This window comes from Enterobacter sp. 148H3, assembly GCF_034107425.1.
GTDB lineage: Bacteria > Pseudomonadota > Gammaproteobacteria > Enterobacterales > Enterobacteriaceae > Enterobacter > Enterobacter vonholyi.
Genome location: NZ_JAWNEI010000007.1, coordinates 196815 through 211698, shown reverse-complemented (window position 1 = coordinate 211698; position 14884 = coordinate 196815). Strand labels below are relative to the sequence as shown.

Here is a 14884-nt window from a genome sequence, read left to right as displayed (position 1 = left end):
ACCTTTCCGTTTATGGAGCGCGTATGGGTCTGTTTCATCGTATAAAAACATCGTTTCGCGCCCTTTTCCCTCGCCGTTACGCCTGGCCCGGTCTGGATATCTCGCTTCCCGGCGGGCAACACCTGCACCTGGTCGGCAGCATCCATATGGGCACGCAGGATATGTCTCCCCTGCCTCCGGGCCTGATAAAACTGCTTAAACACGCCGACGCGCTGGTCGTTGAGGCGGACATTTCGGGTCAGGAGTCGCCGTTTGCCGGGCTCGAAAGCGATCTCACCCTGGCGGAACGTCTGGATGAAACACAGCTTGCGGAACTGACGCGCGTCGCCGATGAAACGGGCGTCTCGCTCTCCATGATTGACACCCTGCCGCTGTGGCAAATCGCGATGATACTGCAGGCCACGCAGGCGCAGCGTCTGGGCCTGCGCGGTGACTACGGCATTGATTACCAGTTGCTGAACGCGGCAAGGGCGCGCCGTCTGCCCATCATCGAGCTGGAAGGGACGGACAGCCAGATTGCGCTTCTGCGGCAGCTTCCCGACGACGGCCTGATGCTGCTGGACGATACGCTGACCCACTGGCACACCAACGCGCGCCTGCTGCAAACGATGATTGGCTGGTGGCTGGATGCGCCGCCCGCGGACGGCAGGCTAGCGTTACCGTCAACGTTCAGCGAATCGCTGTATGATGTGCTGATGAATGCGCGTAACAAAGCCTGGCGAGAGACGCTGCATGCTTTACCTGCGGGGCATTACGTGGTGGCGGTTGGGGCGTTACATTTGTACGGGGAAGGGAACTTGCCGTCGTTGCTGAAATAAAAAAATGGCCAATATTTCTATTGGCCCGTCAAAGAGGAATTTCATCGTTTTTATTATGCCGAAGGAGACCTTCGGTTGAGCCGATTGTCGCTCAAAGTGACCATCACTGCCAATACTATTGCGCAAGATGGTGCTATTTTTTAGACAAACGTCAGGCGTATGCTGGCTGCATGAATTGTCTGTCGTAAGAAGGATAGCTATGACTCCCGCCGTTAAATTACTCGAAAAAAACAACATTTCTTTCCGGATCCACACCTACGATCACGATCCGAATGAAACCAACTTTGGTGATGAAGTGGTGCGCAAGCTGGGGCTGAACGCTGACCAGGTTTATAAAACGCTGCTGGTGGCGGTGAACGGCGATATGAAGCACCTCGCCGTCGCGGTGACTCCCGTGGCAGGACAGCTGGATCTGAAGAAGGTCGCCAAAGCGCTGGGGGCGAAAAAGGTGGATATGGCGGATCCGATGGTGGCGCAACGCACCACGGGCTATCTGGTGGGCGGGATCAGTCCGCTCGGACAGAAAAAACGCCTGCCGACGCTGATCGATGCTCCTTCACAGGAATTTGACACCATCTTTATATCCGGCGGCAAGCGCGGGCTGGATATTGAGCTGGCGGCGGGCGACCTGGCGAAAATGCTGGACGCGAAGTTTGCGGATATTGCGCGCAGGGATTGAGAAAATTGCCCAGTGGCGGCTACGAGGTAAAAGCAAAACGGTAACAGGCGTTACCGTTTTTTTGTGTTCGTGCCCTCTCCCGGTGGGAGAGGGTTGGGTGAGGGCATCAGGCCGCACAACGCTACTGCCAGCTCACCTCACCTTTCGGCTCGTAGGCATTCACGTCAATCGGCGAATTCTGCTCGATATACTGCTTCAGCACTTCCGCATCGATAAAGCCGGTATTCACGTATCCCGGTTTATTATCAAGATGCGGATAGCCGTCGCCGCCGGTGGCGTTAAAGCTTAACGTCGCCAGACGGTAGGTTTTCGCCGGGTCAACCGGTTCGCCTTTGATCCTGAGGTCGTTAAGCTTGCCGTCTTTCGCTACGAAGCTCACGTTGGCAAACTGCGGATAGGCCCCGGAATCCGGCTTCATCTGCGCCACGGCGGTCAGGTACTCAACAACCTCTTTCCCGCTCATGTCGGCATAGACCACCACGTTACCGAACGGCTGCACCTTCAGAACGTCTTTATAGGTGATGTTTCCACCTTCGATGGAATCTCGAATACCGCCGCCGCTCATCACCCCAAAATCAGCCCCGGTGCGCGCCATTTGCGCCGCCAGCACCAGGTGACCCATGTTGGTCTGCACGAAGCGAACTTTACTGCGGTCCCCCTCCAGACGCCCGTTCAGCGTGCCGATTTTCACGTCCAGCTGCGCCTTGCCTTTGTTCTGGAACGGCGTCAGCAGGGAGAGCATCTGCTGGTTTTCTGCGATTTCTGGCGTGTAAAGTACGCGCTCGCTCTTCCCGTCCGGGTAGGTCACTTTCTTCTTCAGGTTGACCGGAATGAGCTGATAATGCACCAGCTTCATCTCGCCGTTCCGGAACTCAAAGTCCGCCCGGCCTACGTATTTGCCCCACTCGTGCGCCTGCACAATCCAGATACCGTTCTGACGGTCTGGCGCACACGGCGTGCCCGGCACGTAGTCCACCTGCTTTTTATTCTCCGACGCCATGCAAACCGGATCCTGTGAGTGACCACCCACAATCATCGCCAGCGAACCCGCCGGCAGGCTGCGCGCCATCTCCACGTCGCCCGGCGCATTGGAGCCGTGCTCACCGTTGTCGTAGTGCCCCATGTGGGTGGTGGCGATAATCACGTCCGGCTTTTCGTTTTGCTGCAGCTCCTGAATCACCAGCTTCGCTTCGTCTGCCGGTTTGCGGAATTCGATATCGGTAAAGAACTCGGGATTGCCAATTTTCGCCGTGTCGTCGGTGGTTAAGCCGATGACCGCGATCTTCAGATCCTGACGCTTAAACAGCGCCCACGGCTTAAACAGGCGCTCGCCGGTGCTTTTCTGGTAAATGTTGGCGGAGAGGAACGGGAATTTGGCCCATTTCTCCTGCTGACGCAGCACGCTGAGCGGATTATCAAACTCATGGTTACCGACGGCCATCGCGTCGTAGCCAATCAGATTCATGCCGCGAAAGTCGGGCTCGGCGTCCTGCAGGTCGGATTCCGGCACGCCGGTATTGATATCGCCGCCTGAGAGCAACAGCACGCTGCCACCCTGGGCCGCCACTTCTTTACGAATGCCGTCCACCAGCGTTTTTTGTGCCGACAGGCCATATTCGCCGTATTCACTGCGCCAGAAATGGCCGTGGTGGTCGTTGGTATGCAGAATGGTGATTTTATAGGTTTTGTCTTTTTCATACGCCTGCGCGGGCAGGCTTACCAGACCCCACGCCGCGATGAGCGCCAGCGCGACGCCCCGCTTCATTAACTTCATCTTCTCTCTCCCTGACCAATAGACAAAGGCAGAAATTACAGTGACTAATAAGAATAGACAAATAAGTTTTCAGAATTGCGACTTTCTTCAAATGTCCCGGGCGGGTATGTTAGTCGGATAATAATTACACCCTGCACCTCTAATAACTAAAGACGTGGTACTTCTCTCTATGGCAATCAGTGAATCAACTCAGCCCGTTCCGGACGCGCCAGCGTCGCGCACCTCCTTTAAAGTCTTAGGCGCAATCAGTCTCTCGCACCTGCTCAACGATATGATCCAGTCGTTGATTCTGGCAATTTACCCGCTGCTGCAGTCCGAATTTTCGTTAACCTTCGTGCAGATCGGGATGATCACCCTGACCTTCCAGCTGGCTTCCTCGCTGCTGCAGCCGGTGGTGGGCTACTGGACGGATAAATACCCGATGCCGTGGTCGCTGCCGGTTGGCATGTGCTTTACCTTAAGCGGCCTGGTGCTGCTGGCCATGGCGGGGAGTTTTGAAGCCGTGCTGATTGCCGCCGCGCTGGTAGGCACCGGCTCGTCCGTGTTCCATCCGGAGTCTTCCCGCGTGGCGCGCATGGCGTCCGGCGGTCGTCATGGCCTGGCGCAGTCACTTTTCCAGGTGGGCGGTAATTTTGGTAGCTCTCTCGGCCCGCTGCTGGCCGCGGTGATTATTGCCCCGTACGGTAAAGGCAACGTGGCGTGGTTTGTTCTGGCCGCGCTGCTGGCGATTATCGTGCTGGCACAGATTAGCCGCTGGTATGCCGCTCAGCATCGCGTGAATAAAGGAAAACCTAAAGCGAAGGTTATCAATCCCCTGCCGCGCAATAAGGTTATCCTGGCGGTTTCCGTCCTTCTGGTGCTGATTTTCTCGAAATACTTCTATATGGCGAGCATCAGCAGCTATTACACCTTTTATCTGATGCAAAAATTCGGATTATCGGTACAAAACGCGCAGATCCACCTGTTTGCCTTCCTGTTCGCCGTCGCGGCCGGTACGGTCATTGGCGGGCCCGTGGGTGATAAGATCGGGCGGAAATATGTCATTTGGGGCTCTATCCTCGGCGTGGCGCCCTTTACCCTCATTTTGCCGTACGCCAGCCTTGAATGGACGGGCATTTTAACCGTGATTATTGGTTTTATCCTCGCCTCCGCGTTTTCCGCCATTCTGGTCTATGCCCAGGAGCTGCTGCCCGGACGTATCGGTATGGTTTCCGGACTGTTTTTCGGTTTCGCTTTCGGCATGGGGGGGCTTGGGGCAGCGGTTTTAGGGATGGTTGCGGATCACACCAGCATCTTCCTGGTTTATAAAATCTGCGCTTTCCTGCCACTTCTTGGGATGTTGACCATATTCCTGCCTGATAACCGCCACAAAGCGTAAATTACGGGCAGCCAAAGTTTGACTTTGGCTGCCTGACACCCTGATGCCATAAGGGTTTCTTCTTTCTCCACTCGCTGAATTTATCAAAATGCGCTTTTTTACGTGCATATTGCTGTTTTATTCAAACTTCAACAATTATTCATAAACATAAGGGTAAAAATTGTCATAAACTATTACTCGGTTTTTTGGTTTTTCACCAAAAAGGAACACCCACAACGAAAGGAGACGGAATGCACCACGCCACACCGCTTATCACCACCATTGTTGGTGGACTTGTGCTCGCTTTTATCCTCGGCATGATTGCCAATAAACTGCGTATTTCTCCTCTTGTCGGTTATCTGCTGGCAGGTGTGCTGGCGGGACCGTTTACCCCAGGTTTTGTTGCGGATACCAAACTGGCCCCTGAGCTGGCGGAATTGGGCGTGATTCTGCTGATGTTTGGCGTCGGTCTGCATTTTTCCCTGAAGGATTTGATGGCGGTAAAGTCGATTGCCATACCGGGAGCGATCGCCCAGATAGGGGTGGCGACGCTGCTTGGGATGGCGCTTTCGGCCGTGCTGAGCTGGTCGCTAATGACCGGCATCGTATTTGGGCTGTGTCTCTCAACCGCCAGTACCGTGGTGCTGCTGCGCGCGCTTGAGGAGAGACAGCTGATTGACAGCCAGCGCGGGCAGATCGCGATTGGCTGGCTGATTGTTGAAGATCTGGTTATGGTCCTGACGCTAGTGCTGCTGCCCGCCGTCGCCGGGATGATGGAAAAAGACAACGTCGGCTTCGCCTCGCTGGCGCTGGATATGAGCATCACCATCGGTAAGGTTGTGGCGTTTATCGCCATCATGATGCTGGTGGGCCGCCGTCTGGTACCGTGGATCATGTCCCGCAGCGCGGCGACCGGCTCCCGCGAGCTGTTCACCCTCTCCGTGCTGGCGCTGGCGCTGGGTATCGCCTTTGGCGCCGTTGAGCTGTTTGACGTCTCCTTCGCGCTGGGTGCGTTCTTTGCCGGGATGGTGCTGAACGAATCCGAGCTGAGCCACCGCGCGGCGCACGACACCCTGCCGCTGCGCGACGCCTTTGCCGTGCTGTTCTTCGTCTCCGTCGGGATGCTGTTCGATCCGCTGGTGCTGATCCAGCAGCCGCTGGCCGTGCTGGGCACGCTGGCGATCATTATTTTTGGTAAGTCGCTTGCCGCCTTCTTCCTGGTGCGGATGTTCGGCCACTCCCCGCGGACGGCGCTGACCATTGCCGCCAGCCTGGCGCAGATCGGTGAGTTCGCCTTTATTCTGGCCGGTCTGGGCATGGCCCTGAACCTGCTGCCGCAGGCGGGACAAAACCTGGTGCTGGCGGGGGCGATCCTGTCGATTATGCTGAACCCGGTGCTGTTTGCCCTGCTGGAAAAATACCTCGATAAAACCGAAACGCTGGAAGAGCAGACGCTTGAAGAAGCCATCGAAGAAGAGAAGCAGATCCCGGTTGATATTTGCAATCATGCCCTGCTGGTCGGCTTTGGCCGCGTGGGCAGCCTGCTCGGCGAGAAGCTGATGGCGCAGGGCATTCCGCTGGTGGTGATTGAAACCTCACGCACCCGCGTCGACGAGCTTCGCGAGCGCGGTATTCGTGCGGTACTGGGCAACGCGGCGAACGAAGAGATCATGAATCTGGCGCATCTGGACTGCGCGCGCTGGCTGCTGCTGACCATACCCAACGGCTATGAAGCGGGTGAGATTGTGGCCTCCGCGCGCGCGAAGTGCCCAACGATTGAGATTATCGCCCGGGCGCACTATGACGACGAGGTGGAGTACATTACCGAGCGCGGTGCAGATAAAGTGGTGATGGGCGAGCGCGAGATTGCCAACACCATGCTGACGCTGCTGGAGAAACCACCGGTTGAAGAGGCGGTTACGGGGTAAGTTTGGTGCGATCTGGTCCCCTCACCCTTGCCCTCTCCCACAGGGAGAGGGAATCAACACTAAAACGGCAACCTGGGTTGCCGTTTTGATTTTACCTGTCCCAATAAGCCTCTTCGAGGCTGTCTTCCCGTTCAGGCAGGCCACGCGTTAAGCGCGGTGAGTGCTGGTTCAGCACCTGATAGCTTACGCGGTTGGCGTACTTGCATACCTGCGCCAGCGACGAATAGGTCAGCCAGCTGAACTTATGCTTGCTGGAATTCGGCACGTTGGTTTTGTGGTAGGCATTGGCGGTAATGTCGTGCAGCAGCGCGGCCAGCGCGCCGTCGCCCGCGCCGTTGGTGTTCATGATCTTCTCCGGTCCGCCCATGTAAGGGGCGATGTGCGAGTAGATGCGCAGCGGGTTAATGCAATCTTTATAACGCATGCCGCGGCTGAACTCGTACTGGTTAAACTCGGCAATCGCGCCGGGCAGCAGCGGGTGCTGGGTTTTGCGTTTGCTCTCTTCTTCCGTGAAGCCTGCCATATACAGCCCAACCGGACCCGCGGTGCAGAGCACCAGATCCACCCAGTCCAGCGCTTTGTCAGAGGCCAGCAGCGGATCGCTTTCGCCGGTCAGCGCTTCGGCCTCTTCTTCGTTCATCGCCAGAATCGAGACGTGCTCTTTCAGGAACGCCTGCCACCATTCAGGATTATCGGCGATAACGAATTTAGTACCCAGCGTAAGAACGACGGGCACGTCGTTCTTCTTCGCGTACTCAATCGCCTTCATGGTCGCTTCCGGCATCGGCTCGTCCGGCTTACAGCGCACCAGATAGGAAGTCAGCACGAGCGCCGAGGCACCCGCAATCACCTCTTCCGGAATACTCTCGGCGCGCAGCTTGTTCATATGACCCGGGCTGATGGCGAAGGTGCGCTCGCCGGATTCACCAATGAGGGTAAAGCAGCGGCCAATCGGGCCGTCAACGCCCTGCAGGTAGTTCAAATCGGTGCGGCTGGAGGTGTTGCACAGATAGCGGTAGGCGTAGCCGCCGATTTCAATGTTGCTGCACATCACGCCGAGCAGCACCGAGCGGTCGTCGGCCAGCACGGAGTAGTTGTGCATGGTATTGCCGATGGTACCGCCGGCGAACTGGTGGGTAATCAGGTTTTCGCGCACCAGCTCCTGATACAACGCTTCGGCAACGTCGTCTTCAATGACCAGCGAGTGGCCGGCACTCAGACCATAACGGGCGACAAACGCATCATCCACTTTCGCTTCAATGTCCACCAGCGTCTGGTCGATACCGACGACCCAGGCCGCGCTGGTTTCATTTTCAGGCTGGATTTGCTGCAGGAGCGGATCGCGGGCATCGACGGGGAAGTAGTGTTTGGATTTGCGTTTACCGGGAAATTTCATGGTCTGAACTGTACGAAGAATATGGGCCGGGAATGGTAGCACAAACCCGGCCCGAAGTGCGATTAGCGACCGTTCGTTACCAGCGAGACCATCATGTCGATATGCTCAGACGAGTCGTTAAGCGCCGGAATATACTCGTACTTTTCGCCGCCTGCCTCCAGGAAAAATTCCCGGTTTTGTACCGCAATCTCCTCCAGCGTTTCCAGACAGTCTGCCGAGAAGCCCGGCGACATCACCTGGATGTGCTTCACGCCTTTCTCACCCAGCATTTTGAGGGTTTCATCGGTGTATGGCGTCAGCCACGGCTCGCGGCCGAAGCGCGACTGAAAGGTCATCATCACCTTCTCAGGCGGCAGGCCAAGGGCGGAGACCAGTTCGCGCGTGGTATCGCGGCAGCGCTGCGGGTAATCATCCCCTTCATTGGCGAAGCGCTGCGGGATCCCGTGATAGGAGAGCAGCAGCAGATCAGGCTCGCCGTGTTTTTCAAACGACGCGCGCGCGCTGTTGGCGAGCGCCTTGATATAGAGATCGTTATCCGCGTAGTCGCGAATAAAGGTCACGCCCGGAATGCGGCGGCGGGTCGCCAGTATTCGCGCCAGCTCGTCCCAGACGGCGGCCACCGTCGAGCAGGAGTATTGCGGGTAGAGCGCCAGCACCACGATATGGTCCACGCCCTGCGCCAGCAGGGATTCCACCGCGCTTTCCAGGGACGGTTTTCCATAGCTCATGCCGAGCGCGACGGGCATATCCGGCAGGCGGGCGGCCAGCGCTTTTTCCTGGCGACGGCTGTAGACCATCAGCGGCGAGCCCTCTTCCATCCAGACGGACTGATAGAGTTTGGCGACGCGCGGGGAACGAATCGGCAGAATGACGCCACGCAGCAGCGGCCACCACAGCAGTCGCGGGAAATCCACGACGCGCGTGTCGCTTAAAAATTGTCGCAGGTAGCGTTTTACCGCGTCTGATGTAGGTGCTTCTGGAGTGCCCAGATTGGCAAGCAGGATGCCGGTTTTCGCCTGACTCATTCACGCCTCTTAACCATTTGATAGGTTGTCAATTGTAGCGGAAATGCGTTTAAACGAAACCCATTGCTGTAATAGGTAAGATGAGAATATTTCTCACCCGGGAGACCGGGTGAGAGGCGCGCGATTAGCCGAGGATTTTTTCCAGCTCTGCACGTACGTCAGCCACGGCTTTGGTGCCGTCAACTTTGGCGTATTTGGTGTTACCCGCCTGCGCTTCTTTGGTGTAGTAGCCGATCAGCGGCGCGGTCATCTGATGGTATTCCACCAGGCGTTTACGCACGGTCTCTTCCTGATCGTCTTTACGGGTGGTCAGCTCTTCGCCGGTCACGTCGTCTTTGCCTTCAACCTTAGGCGGGTTGAATTTGATGTGGTAAACGCGGCCAGAAGCAGCGTGTACGCGACGGCCAACGATACGGTCAACGATCAGCTCGTCCGGTACGTCAAACTCCAGAACGTAGTCCACGTTGATGCCCGCTTCTTTCATGGCGTCAGCCTGAGGAATGGTGCGTGGGAAGCCGTCCAGCAGGAAACCGTTACGGCAGTCTTCCTGAGCAATGCGCTCTTTAACCAGAGCAATCACCAGCTCGTCGGTCACCAGCTTGCCTGCGTCCATGATGTCTTTCGCCTGTTTACCCAGCTCGGAGCCAGATTTAACAGCGGCGCGCAGCATATCACCGGTGGAGATTTGCGGAATACCGTATTTCTCCATGATGAACTGAGCCTGAGTTCCTTTACCCGCGCCCGGAGCGCCAAGCAGAATAATACGCATTGCGAAAATCCCCTCAAAAGTCGTTTCAATTTTTCAAAAGCGCTAAACAATACCACCAGAACGGGCATCGCTCAAGGAAGGGAGGAAGGCTGAAACGGTTAATGAGGGGTGATTATTTGGAGTCGTGCGGTCTGTTGCCCTCACCCCGGCCCTCTCCCACAGGGAGAGGGAGAAGACCAGGGGAGGCGTGGTCAATTACGCCAGCAGCAGCGCATTCACACGTTTAATGAACAGGTTAGGATCTTCCAGCGTGCCGCGCTCGGCCAGCAGGGACTGATCCAGCAGGAGTTCAACCCACTCGGCAAAGCAGGCGTCGTCCTGGGTATCCGCCGCGCGTTTCACCAGAGGATGATCCGGATTAAGCTCAAAGATATATTTCACTTCCGGTACCGCCTGGCCCGCCGCGGCGAACAGCTTCGCCATCTGGGTGCTCATTTCGTCGGCATCGGTGGTGACAATAGCCGGGGTGTCGGTCAGACGGTGGGTGAAACGTACCTCTTTCACGCGCTCGCCCAGCAGGGTTTTCACACGATCAATGAACGGCTCCAGCGCCTTCTCGGCTTCTTTCGCGCTTTCGTCAACTTCATCCGCCAGCTTGTCGATGGACTCGTCGGCTTTGGCAACGGACTGGAACGCCTTACCGTCGAACTCGGTCAGGTAGTTCATCATCCACTCGTCGATGCGGTCAGAAAGCAGCAGCACTTCGATACCTTTCTTACGCAGCAGCTCCAGGTGCGGGCTGCTCTTCGCCGCGGCGTAGCTGTCGGCGGTGATGTAGTAGATCTTCTCCTGCCCTTCTTTCATGCGGGAGACGTACTCTTCCAGCGACACGGTCTGGGCGGAGGAGTCGGTGTGCGTAGAGGCGAAGCGCAGCAGTTTGGCGATGGTTTCAACGTTCGCCATGTCTTCAGCCGGGCCTTCTTTCAGCACCAGACCGAACTGTTTCCAGAAGGTCTGATATTTTTCCGCATCGTCTTTCGCCAGTTTTTCCAGCATCTGCAGCGCACGTTTGGTCAGGGCGTTGCGCAGGTTACGGGTGACGGCGCTGTCCTGCAGAATTTCACGGGAGACGTTCAGCGGCAGGTCGTTGGAATCTATCAGACCACGCACGAAGCGCAGGTAGTTCGGCATGAACTGCTCGGCATCGTCCATGATGAAGACGCGCTGCACGTACAGCTTCAGGCCGTGCTTGTGATCGCGGTTCCACATGTCCCAAGGTGCCTGTGCCGGGATGTACAGCAGGCTGGTGTACTCCTGCTTACCTTCCACACGGTTGTGGCTCCAGGTCAGCGGGTCGGTAAAATCGTGGGCGATGTGCTTGTAGAATTCGTTGTACTCGTCGTCCTTGATTTCAGCCTTGTTGCGCGTCCACAGCGCCTGCGCCTTGTTGATTTTCTCCCAGGAAACGATGGTTTCACCGTCTTTCTCTTCCTGTTTTTCAATCTCAACCGGTAGGGCGATATGGTCGGAATATTTGCTGATGATGGAGCGCACGCGCCAGTCGTTCAGGAAATCATCTTCCCCTTCACGCAGGTGCAGGGTGATTTCGGTGCCGCGGTCCGCTTTAGTGATGTCATCAACGGTGTATTCGCCTTCCCCTTTGGATTCCCACAGCACGCCGTTTTCAGCGCTGTCGCCCGCCGCGCGGGTGCGCACGGTGACTTTATCCGCCACGATGAACGCCGAGTAGAAACCGACGCCGAACTGGCCGATCAGCTGGCTATCTTTCGCCTGGTCTGAGCCCATGGACTCCAGGAACGCCTTGGTGCCGGATTTCGCGATGGTCCCGAGGTGGTCGATCACCTCGTCGCGGTTCATCCCGATGCCGTTATCGGCGATAGTCAGAGTGCGGTTCTCTTTATTAAACGAGACGCGCACGCGCAGCTCGCCGTCGCCTTCGTACAGGTCCGGGTTAGACAGCGCGCGGAAGCGCAGCTTGTCCGCCGCATCCGAGGCGTTGGAAATCAGCTCACGCAGGAAAATTTCTTTGTTGGAATACAGGGAATGGATCATCAGGTGCAGAAGCTGTTTTACTTCTGACTGGAAACCACGGGTTTCTTGTCCTTTCATCTATGTCGACCTCAACAATGCCATTTAATGGGGTTTTAAAACGTTGAGTGAGAGATGGGGATACGGGGGGAAATTTTCAAGCGGAGGCCGCGCGCGCAGCCTCCGTTTGGTCAGAAAATAATCTTGTGACGTCCGGCCAGAGAGTGTGACAGCGTGGTGCCGTCCACCATCTCCAGCTCGCCGCCGACCGGCACGCCGTGGGCGATGCGGCTGGCGTCAACGCCATACTGCGAGCACAGCTCGGCGATATAGTTGGCGGTTGCCTCCCCTTCCACCGTGGGGTTAGTGGCGAGGATCACCTCTTTGATCGTTTCGGACTCAAGACGCTGTTCAAGGCGGTCAAGACCGATATCGTCCGGGCCAATACCGTCCAGCGGGGAGAGATGCCCCATCAGCACGAAATAGCGGCCGGAAAACTGCCCGGTTTGTTCGATGGCGTAGATGTCCGCTGGACTCTCCACCACGCAAATCTGGCCGTTTTCCTGACGACGCGGGTTCGTGCAGATGTTACACACGTCCTGCTCGGTAAAGGTACGGCAATCCGCACAGTGACCGATTTCTGACATGGCGCGGGTTAAAGCCTGCGCCAGGCGCATCCCGCCGCTGCGGTCGCGCTGCAATAGCGTAAACGCCATGCGCTGCGCCGACTTCGGGCCAACGCCCGGCAGGCAGCGCAGTGCTTCCATTAACTGCGTGAGCAGCGGACTGGTTTGCATCAGAACGGCATCTTGAAGCCAGGCGGCAGCTGCATGCCGCTGGAAACGGAGGCCATTTTCTCTTTCTGGGTTTCGTCGATACGGCGAGCTGCATCGTTAAACGCGGCTGCAACCAGATCTTCCAGCATCTCTTTGTCGTCTTCGAGCAGGCTCGGGTCGATTTCAACGCGACGGCAGTTGTGCGCACCGTTGATGGTCACCTTGACCAGACCGGCTCCGGACTCACCCGTGACTTCCAGCTGAGCGATCTCTTCCTGCATCTTCTGCATTTTTTCCTGCATCTGCTGAGCCTGCTTCATCAGGCCACCCAGACCGCCTTTTCCACCAAACATAGGCTTCTCTCTTCTTTCACGTTTAAGGGATTACAACCGTAAGTCAGACTCACGATCAAATGGGGCGAATACTCTCTTCATCCAGATCGGCGTCGAAGAACCGGCGCAGGGTCTGAATGTTGTTATCCGCAATAATCGCCTCGCGCGCCTGCGCGAGCTTCTCTTCATAAATGGCCTGGCGCCACTCAAGCGGCGTTTTCACTGCCGGATTATCATCTTCAATGATAGTCAATTCAACCGGCGCACCCTGTAATGCGGCGAGCGCCTCGGCCAGCGCCTTTTGCGCGCCAGGGGAATTGAGGTGCCGCTGGCCCGGACGCAGGTGCAGACGTACCTGATTGCCGTCCTGCTCTTTCCAGGCGTTCAGCGCGACCTGCTCGACCAGCTTCGGCAGCTGGAGCTTACTGACCTCGGCGGCCCAGGCGTCGCGCGCGATGGACTCTTCGGCAAGCTTCGCGGAAAGCTCCGGCGTTTTTTCATGCTCCAGCGCCTTTTTCAGCGCTTTCGGCGTGGCGACCTCTTCCTTCACCGCTTCGGTGATGGTGGTTGCCTTCCAGCGGTAAGCCTCTTCTTTCACCGGGGCTCTCTGCTCGAGCGAGGACGGTGCCGGACGCGACTGTACGCGCTCCGTTACCGAGGCCAGTCGTTCAAGCGCGGCGTTGTTCACCGGCCGCGCTCTTCCTGGCGCTGCCGGTTCACTCTTTTTTGGTTTGGTTACTCCTTGCGCACGCTGCAGCTGGCTGCGTGCGGCAAGCACCGAACTGGTGGCATCCGACAGCGGCACGTTTTGCTGCGGCGGCGGTGTCGTCTGCGGTGGGACCTGCTGCGGCGACATCACCGCCGTAGGGGCGACCGGCGCGAAAGACTGCCGCGGCACTTCCGGCTCCGGCAATGGCATACGCGGATGAAACGCCAGCGCGCGCAGCAGCGTCATTTCAACACCCATCCTGGGGTCCGGCGCGAACGGTAACTCTTTGCGGCCAATCAGCAGCGTCTGGTAATACAGCTGCACGTCGGCAGGCGGCACGGTGCGCGCAAGCTCACGCATCCGCTGTTCAATGGTGGCCATATCCGCACCGATGGCGGACGGAGAAAGCTGCAGCATCGCCACGCGGTGCAGCAGGCTGAGCATCTCAACCAGCAGTCCTTCCCATTCAATACCCCGGGCAGCGGCGGCATTCACCAGCGACATCACGCGTTCGCCGTTGGCGGCAATCATCGCTTCGATAAGCGACAGCGCCTGATCGTCATCCAGCGTGCCGAGCATGGTGCTGACCGCCTCGGTGGAAAGCTTCCCGTCACCGCTGGCAATCGCCTGGTCGGTCAGGCTGAGCGCATCACGCAGGCTGCCGTCCGCCGCGCGGGCCAGCAGCTGCAGGGCGCGCGGTTCGTGGACAATCTTCTCTTCATCAAGAATATGCTCAAGCTGCGCGCGGATCTGCTCAACGTCCAGCGCCTTCAGGTGGAACTGCAGGCAGCGCGATAAAATCGTGACCGGCAGCTTTTGCGGATCGGTAGTCGCCAGCAGGAACTTCACGTGCGCGGGCGGCTCTTCCAGCGTCTTCAGCAGGGCGTTAAAGCTGTGGCGCGACAGCATGTGCACTTCATCGATCAGGTAGACCTTGAAGCGGCCGCGCGCCGGGGCGTACTGGACGTTATCCAGCAGGTCGCGCGTATCTTCCACTTTAGTGCGCGAGGCGGCGTCGATCTCGATCAGATCGACAAAACGCCCCTGCTCGATCTCCCGACAGTTATCACACACGCCGCACGGCGTGGCGGTGATCCCGGTTTCGCAGTTAAGACCTTTTGCCAGCAAACGGGCAATAGAGGTCTTGCCGACGCCGCGGGTGCCGGAAAAAAGATAGGCGTGATGGATGCGACCTAGCGACAAGCCGTTCGCCAGGGCCGTCAGCACATGTTCCTGACCGACAACGTCAGCAAAGGTTTGTGGTCGCCATTTACGGGCTAACACCTGATAACTCATGGGCAGGCTCTGCAACGCTGGAAGGTGAATTTATGG

The 14884-nt window shown here is 57.6% G+C and carries 12 protein-coding genes and 1 other annotated feature; of the genes, 4 read left to right on the top strand and 8 right to left on the bottom strand.

The features are described 5' to 3' along the window. Positions 1-23 precede the first annotated feature (23 nt). Both USH94_RS12685 and ybaK read left to right on the top strand, forming a co-directional pair. Positions 24-818 carry a TraB/GumN family protein gene (locus tag USH94_RS12685; protein ID WP_111963380.1) on the top strand — a complete coding sequence of 265 codons (795 nt, stop codon included), beginning with the start codon at positions 24-26 and terminating at the stop codon, positions 816-818. A gap of 199 nt (positions 819-1017) precedes the next feature. Continuing rightward, positions 1018-1497, top strand: a complete 480-nt coding sequence (gene ybaK, locus USH94_RS12680) for a Cys-tRNA(Pro)/Cys-tRNA(Cys) deacylase YbaK (RefSeq protein WP_023343509.1) — start codon at positions 1018-1020, stop codon at positions 1495-1497. A 121-nt stretch (positions 1498-1618) separates the two neighbouring features. On the opposite strand, the gene ushA is transcribed toward ybaK, so the two are convergent. Beyond that, the gene (gene ushA / locus USH94_RS12675; RefSeq protein WP_111963381.1) at positions 1619-3271 is read right to left on the bottom strand and encodes a bifunctional UDP-sugar hydrolase/5'-nucleotidase UshA; all 1653 of its coding nucleotides are present in this window, start codon (positions 3269-3271) and stop codon (positions 1619-1621) included. Positions 3272-3440: 169 nt separating this feature from the next. Here ushA and USH94_RS12670 point away from each other — a divergent pair, with 169 nt between their 5' ends. Together USH94_RS12670 and ybaL are read left to right on the top strand one after the other, a co-directional pair. Next, complete coding sequence (locus USH94_RS12670) at positions 3441-4649, top strand: MFS transporter (protein WP_111963382.1); 1209 nt, start codon at positions 3441-3443, stop codon at positions 4647-4649. A 230-nt stretch (positions 4650-4879) separates the two neighbouring features. Next, positions 4880-6556 carry a YbaL family putative K(+) efflux transporter gene (ybaL, locus tag USH94_RS12665; protein ID WP_111963383.1) on the top strand — a complete coding sequence of 559 codons (1677 nt, stop codon included), beginning with the start codon at positions 4880-4882 and terminating at the stop codon, positions 6554-6556. 91 nt (positions 6557-6647) lie between these two features. Here ybaL and USH94_RS12660 read toward each other — a convergent pair whose 3' ends face one another. The 7 genes from USH94_RS12660 to dnaX form a co-directional block, all read right to left on the bottom strand. Next, on the bottom strand, positions 6648-7952 hold the full coding sequence (locus USH94_RS12660) for an inosine/guanosine kinase (protein WP_111963384.1): 1305 nt from the start codon (positions 7950-7952) through the stop codon (positions 6648-6650). Positions 7953-8014: 62 nt separating this feature from the next. Further along, positions 8015-8977 carry a ferrochelatase gene (gene hemH, locus USH94_RS12655; RefSeq protein ID WP_111963385.1) on the bottom strand — a complete coding sequence of 321 codons (963 nt, stop codon included), beginning with the start codon at positions 8975-8977 and terminating at the stop codon, positions 8015-8017. A gap of 124 nt (positions 8978-9101) precedes the next feature. Beyond that, positions 9102-9746, bottom strand: a complete 645-nt coding sequence (adk, locus tag USH94_RS12650; protein ID WP_006809841.1) for an adenylate kinase — start codon at positions 9744-9746, stop codon at positions 9102-9104. A 195-nt stretch (positions 9747-9941) separates the two neighbouring features. Further along, positions 9942-11816, bottom strand: a complete 1875-nt coding sequence (gene htpG, locus USH94_RS12645) for a molecular chaperone HtpG (RefSeq protein ID WP_111963386.1) — start codon at positions 11814-11816, stop codon at positions 9942-9944. 110 nt (positions 11817-11926) lie between these two features. Next, the gene (gene recR / locus USH94_RS12640; protein ID WP_008499298.1) at positions 11927-12532 is read right to left on the bottom strand and encodes a recombination mediator RecR; all 606 of its coding nucleotides are present in this window, start codon (positions 12530-12532) and stop codon (positions 11927-11929) included. Next, a complete protein-coding gene (locus USH94_RS12635) occupies positions 12532-12864 on the bottom strand; it encodes a YbaB/EbfC family nucleoid-associated protein (protein ID WP_003858972.1) in 333 nt (110 codons plus the stop codon). Before USH94_RS12635 ends, recR begins: the two co-directional genes overlap by 1 nt. 55 nt (positions 12865-12919) lie before the next feature. Then, positions 12920-14848, bottom strand: a complete 1929-nt coding sequence (dnaX, locus tag USH94_RS12630) for a DNA polymerase III subunit gamma/tau (protein ID WP_111963387.1) — start codon at positions 14846-14848, stop codon at positions 12920-12922. Further along, positions 13526-13590: a sequence feature (DnaX frameshifting element), on the bottom strand. Its footprint overlaps the gene before it by 65 nt. Positions 14849-14884: the final 36 nt, after the last annotated feature.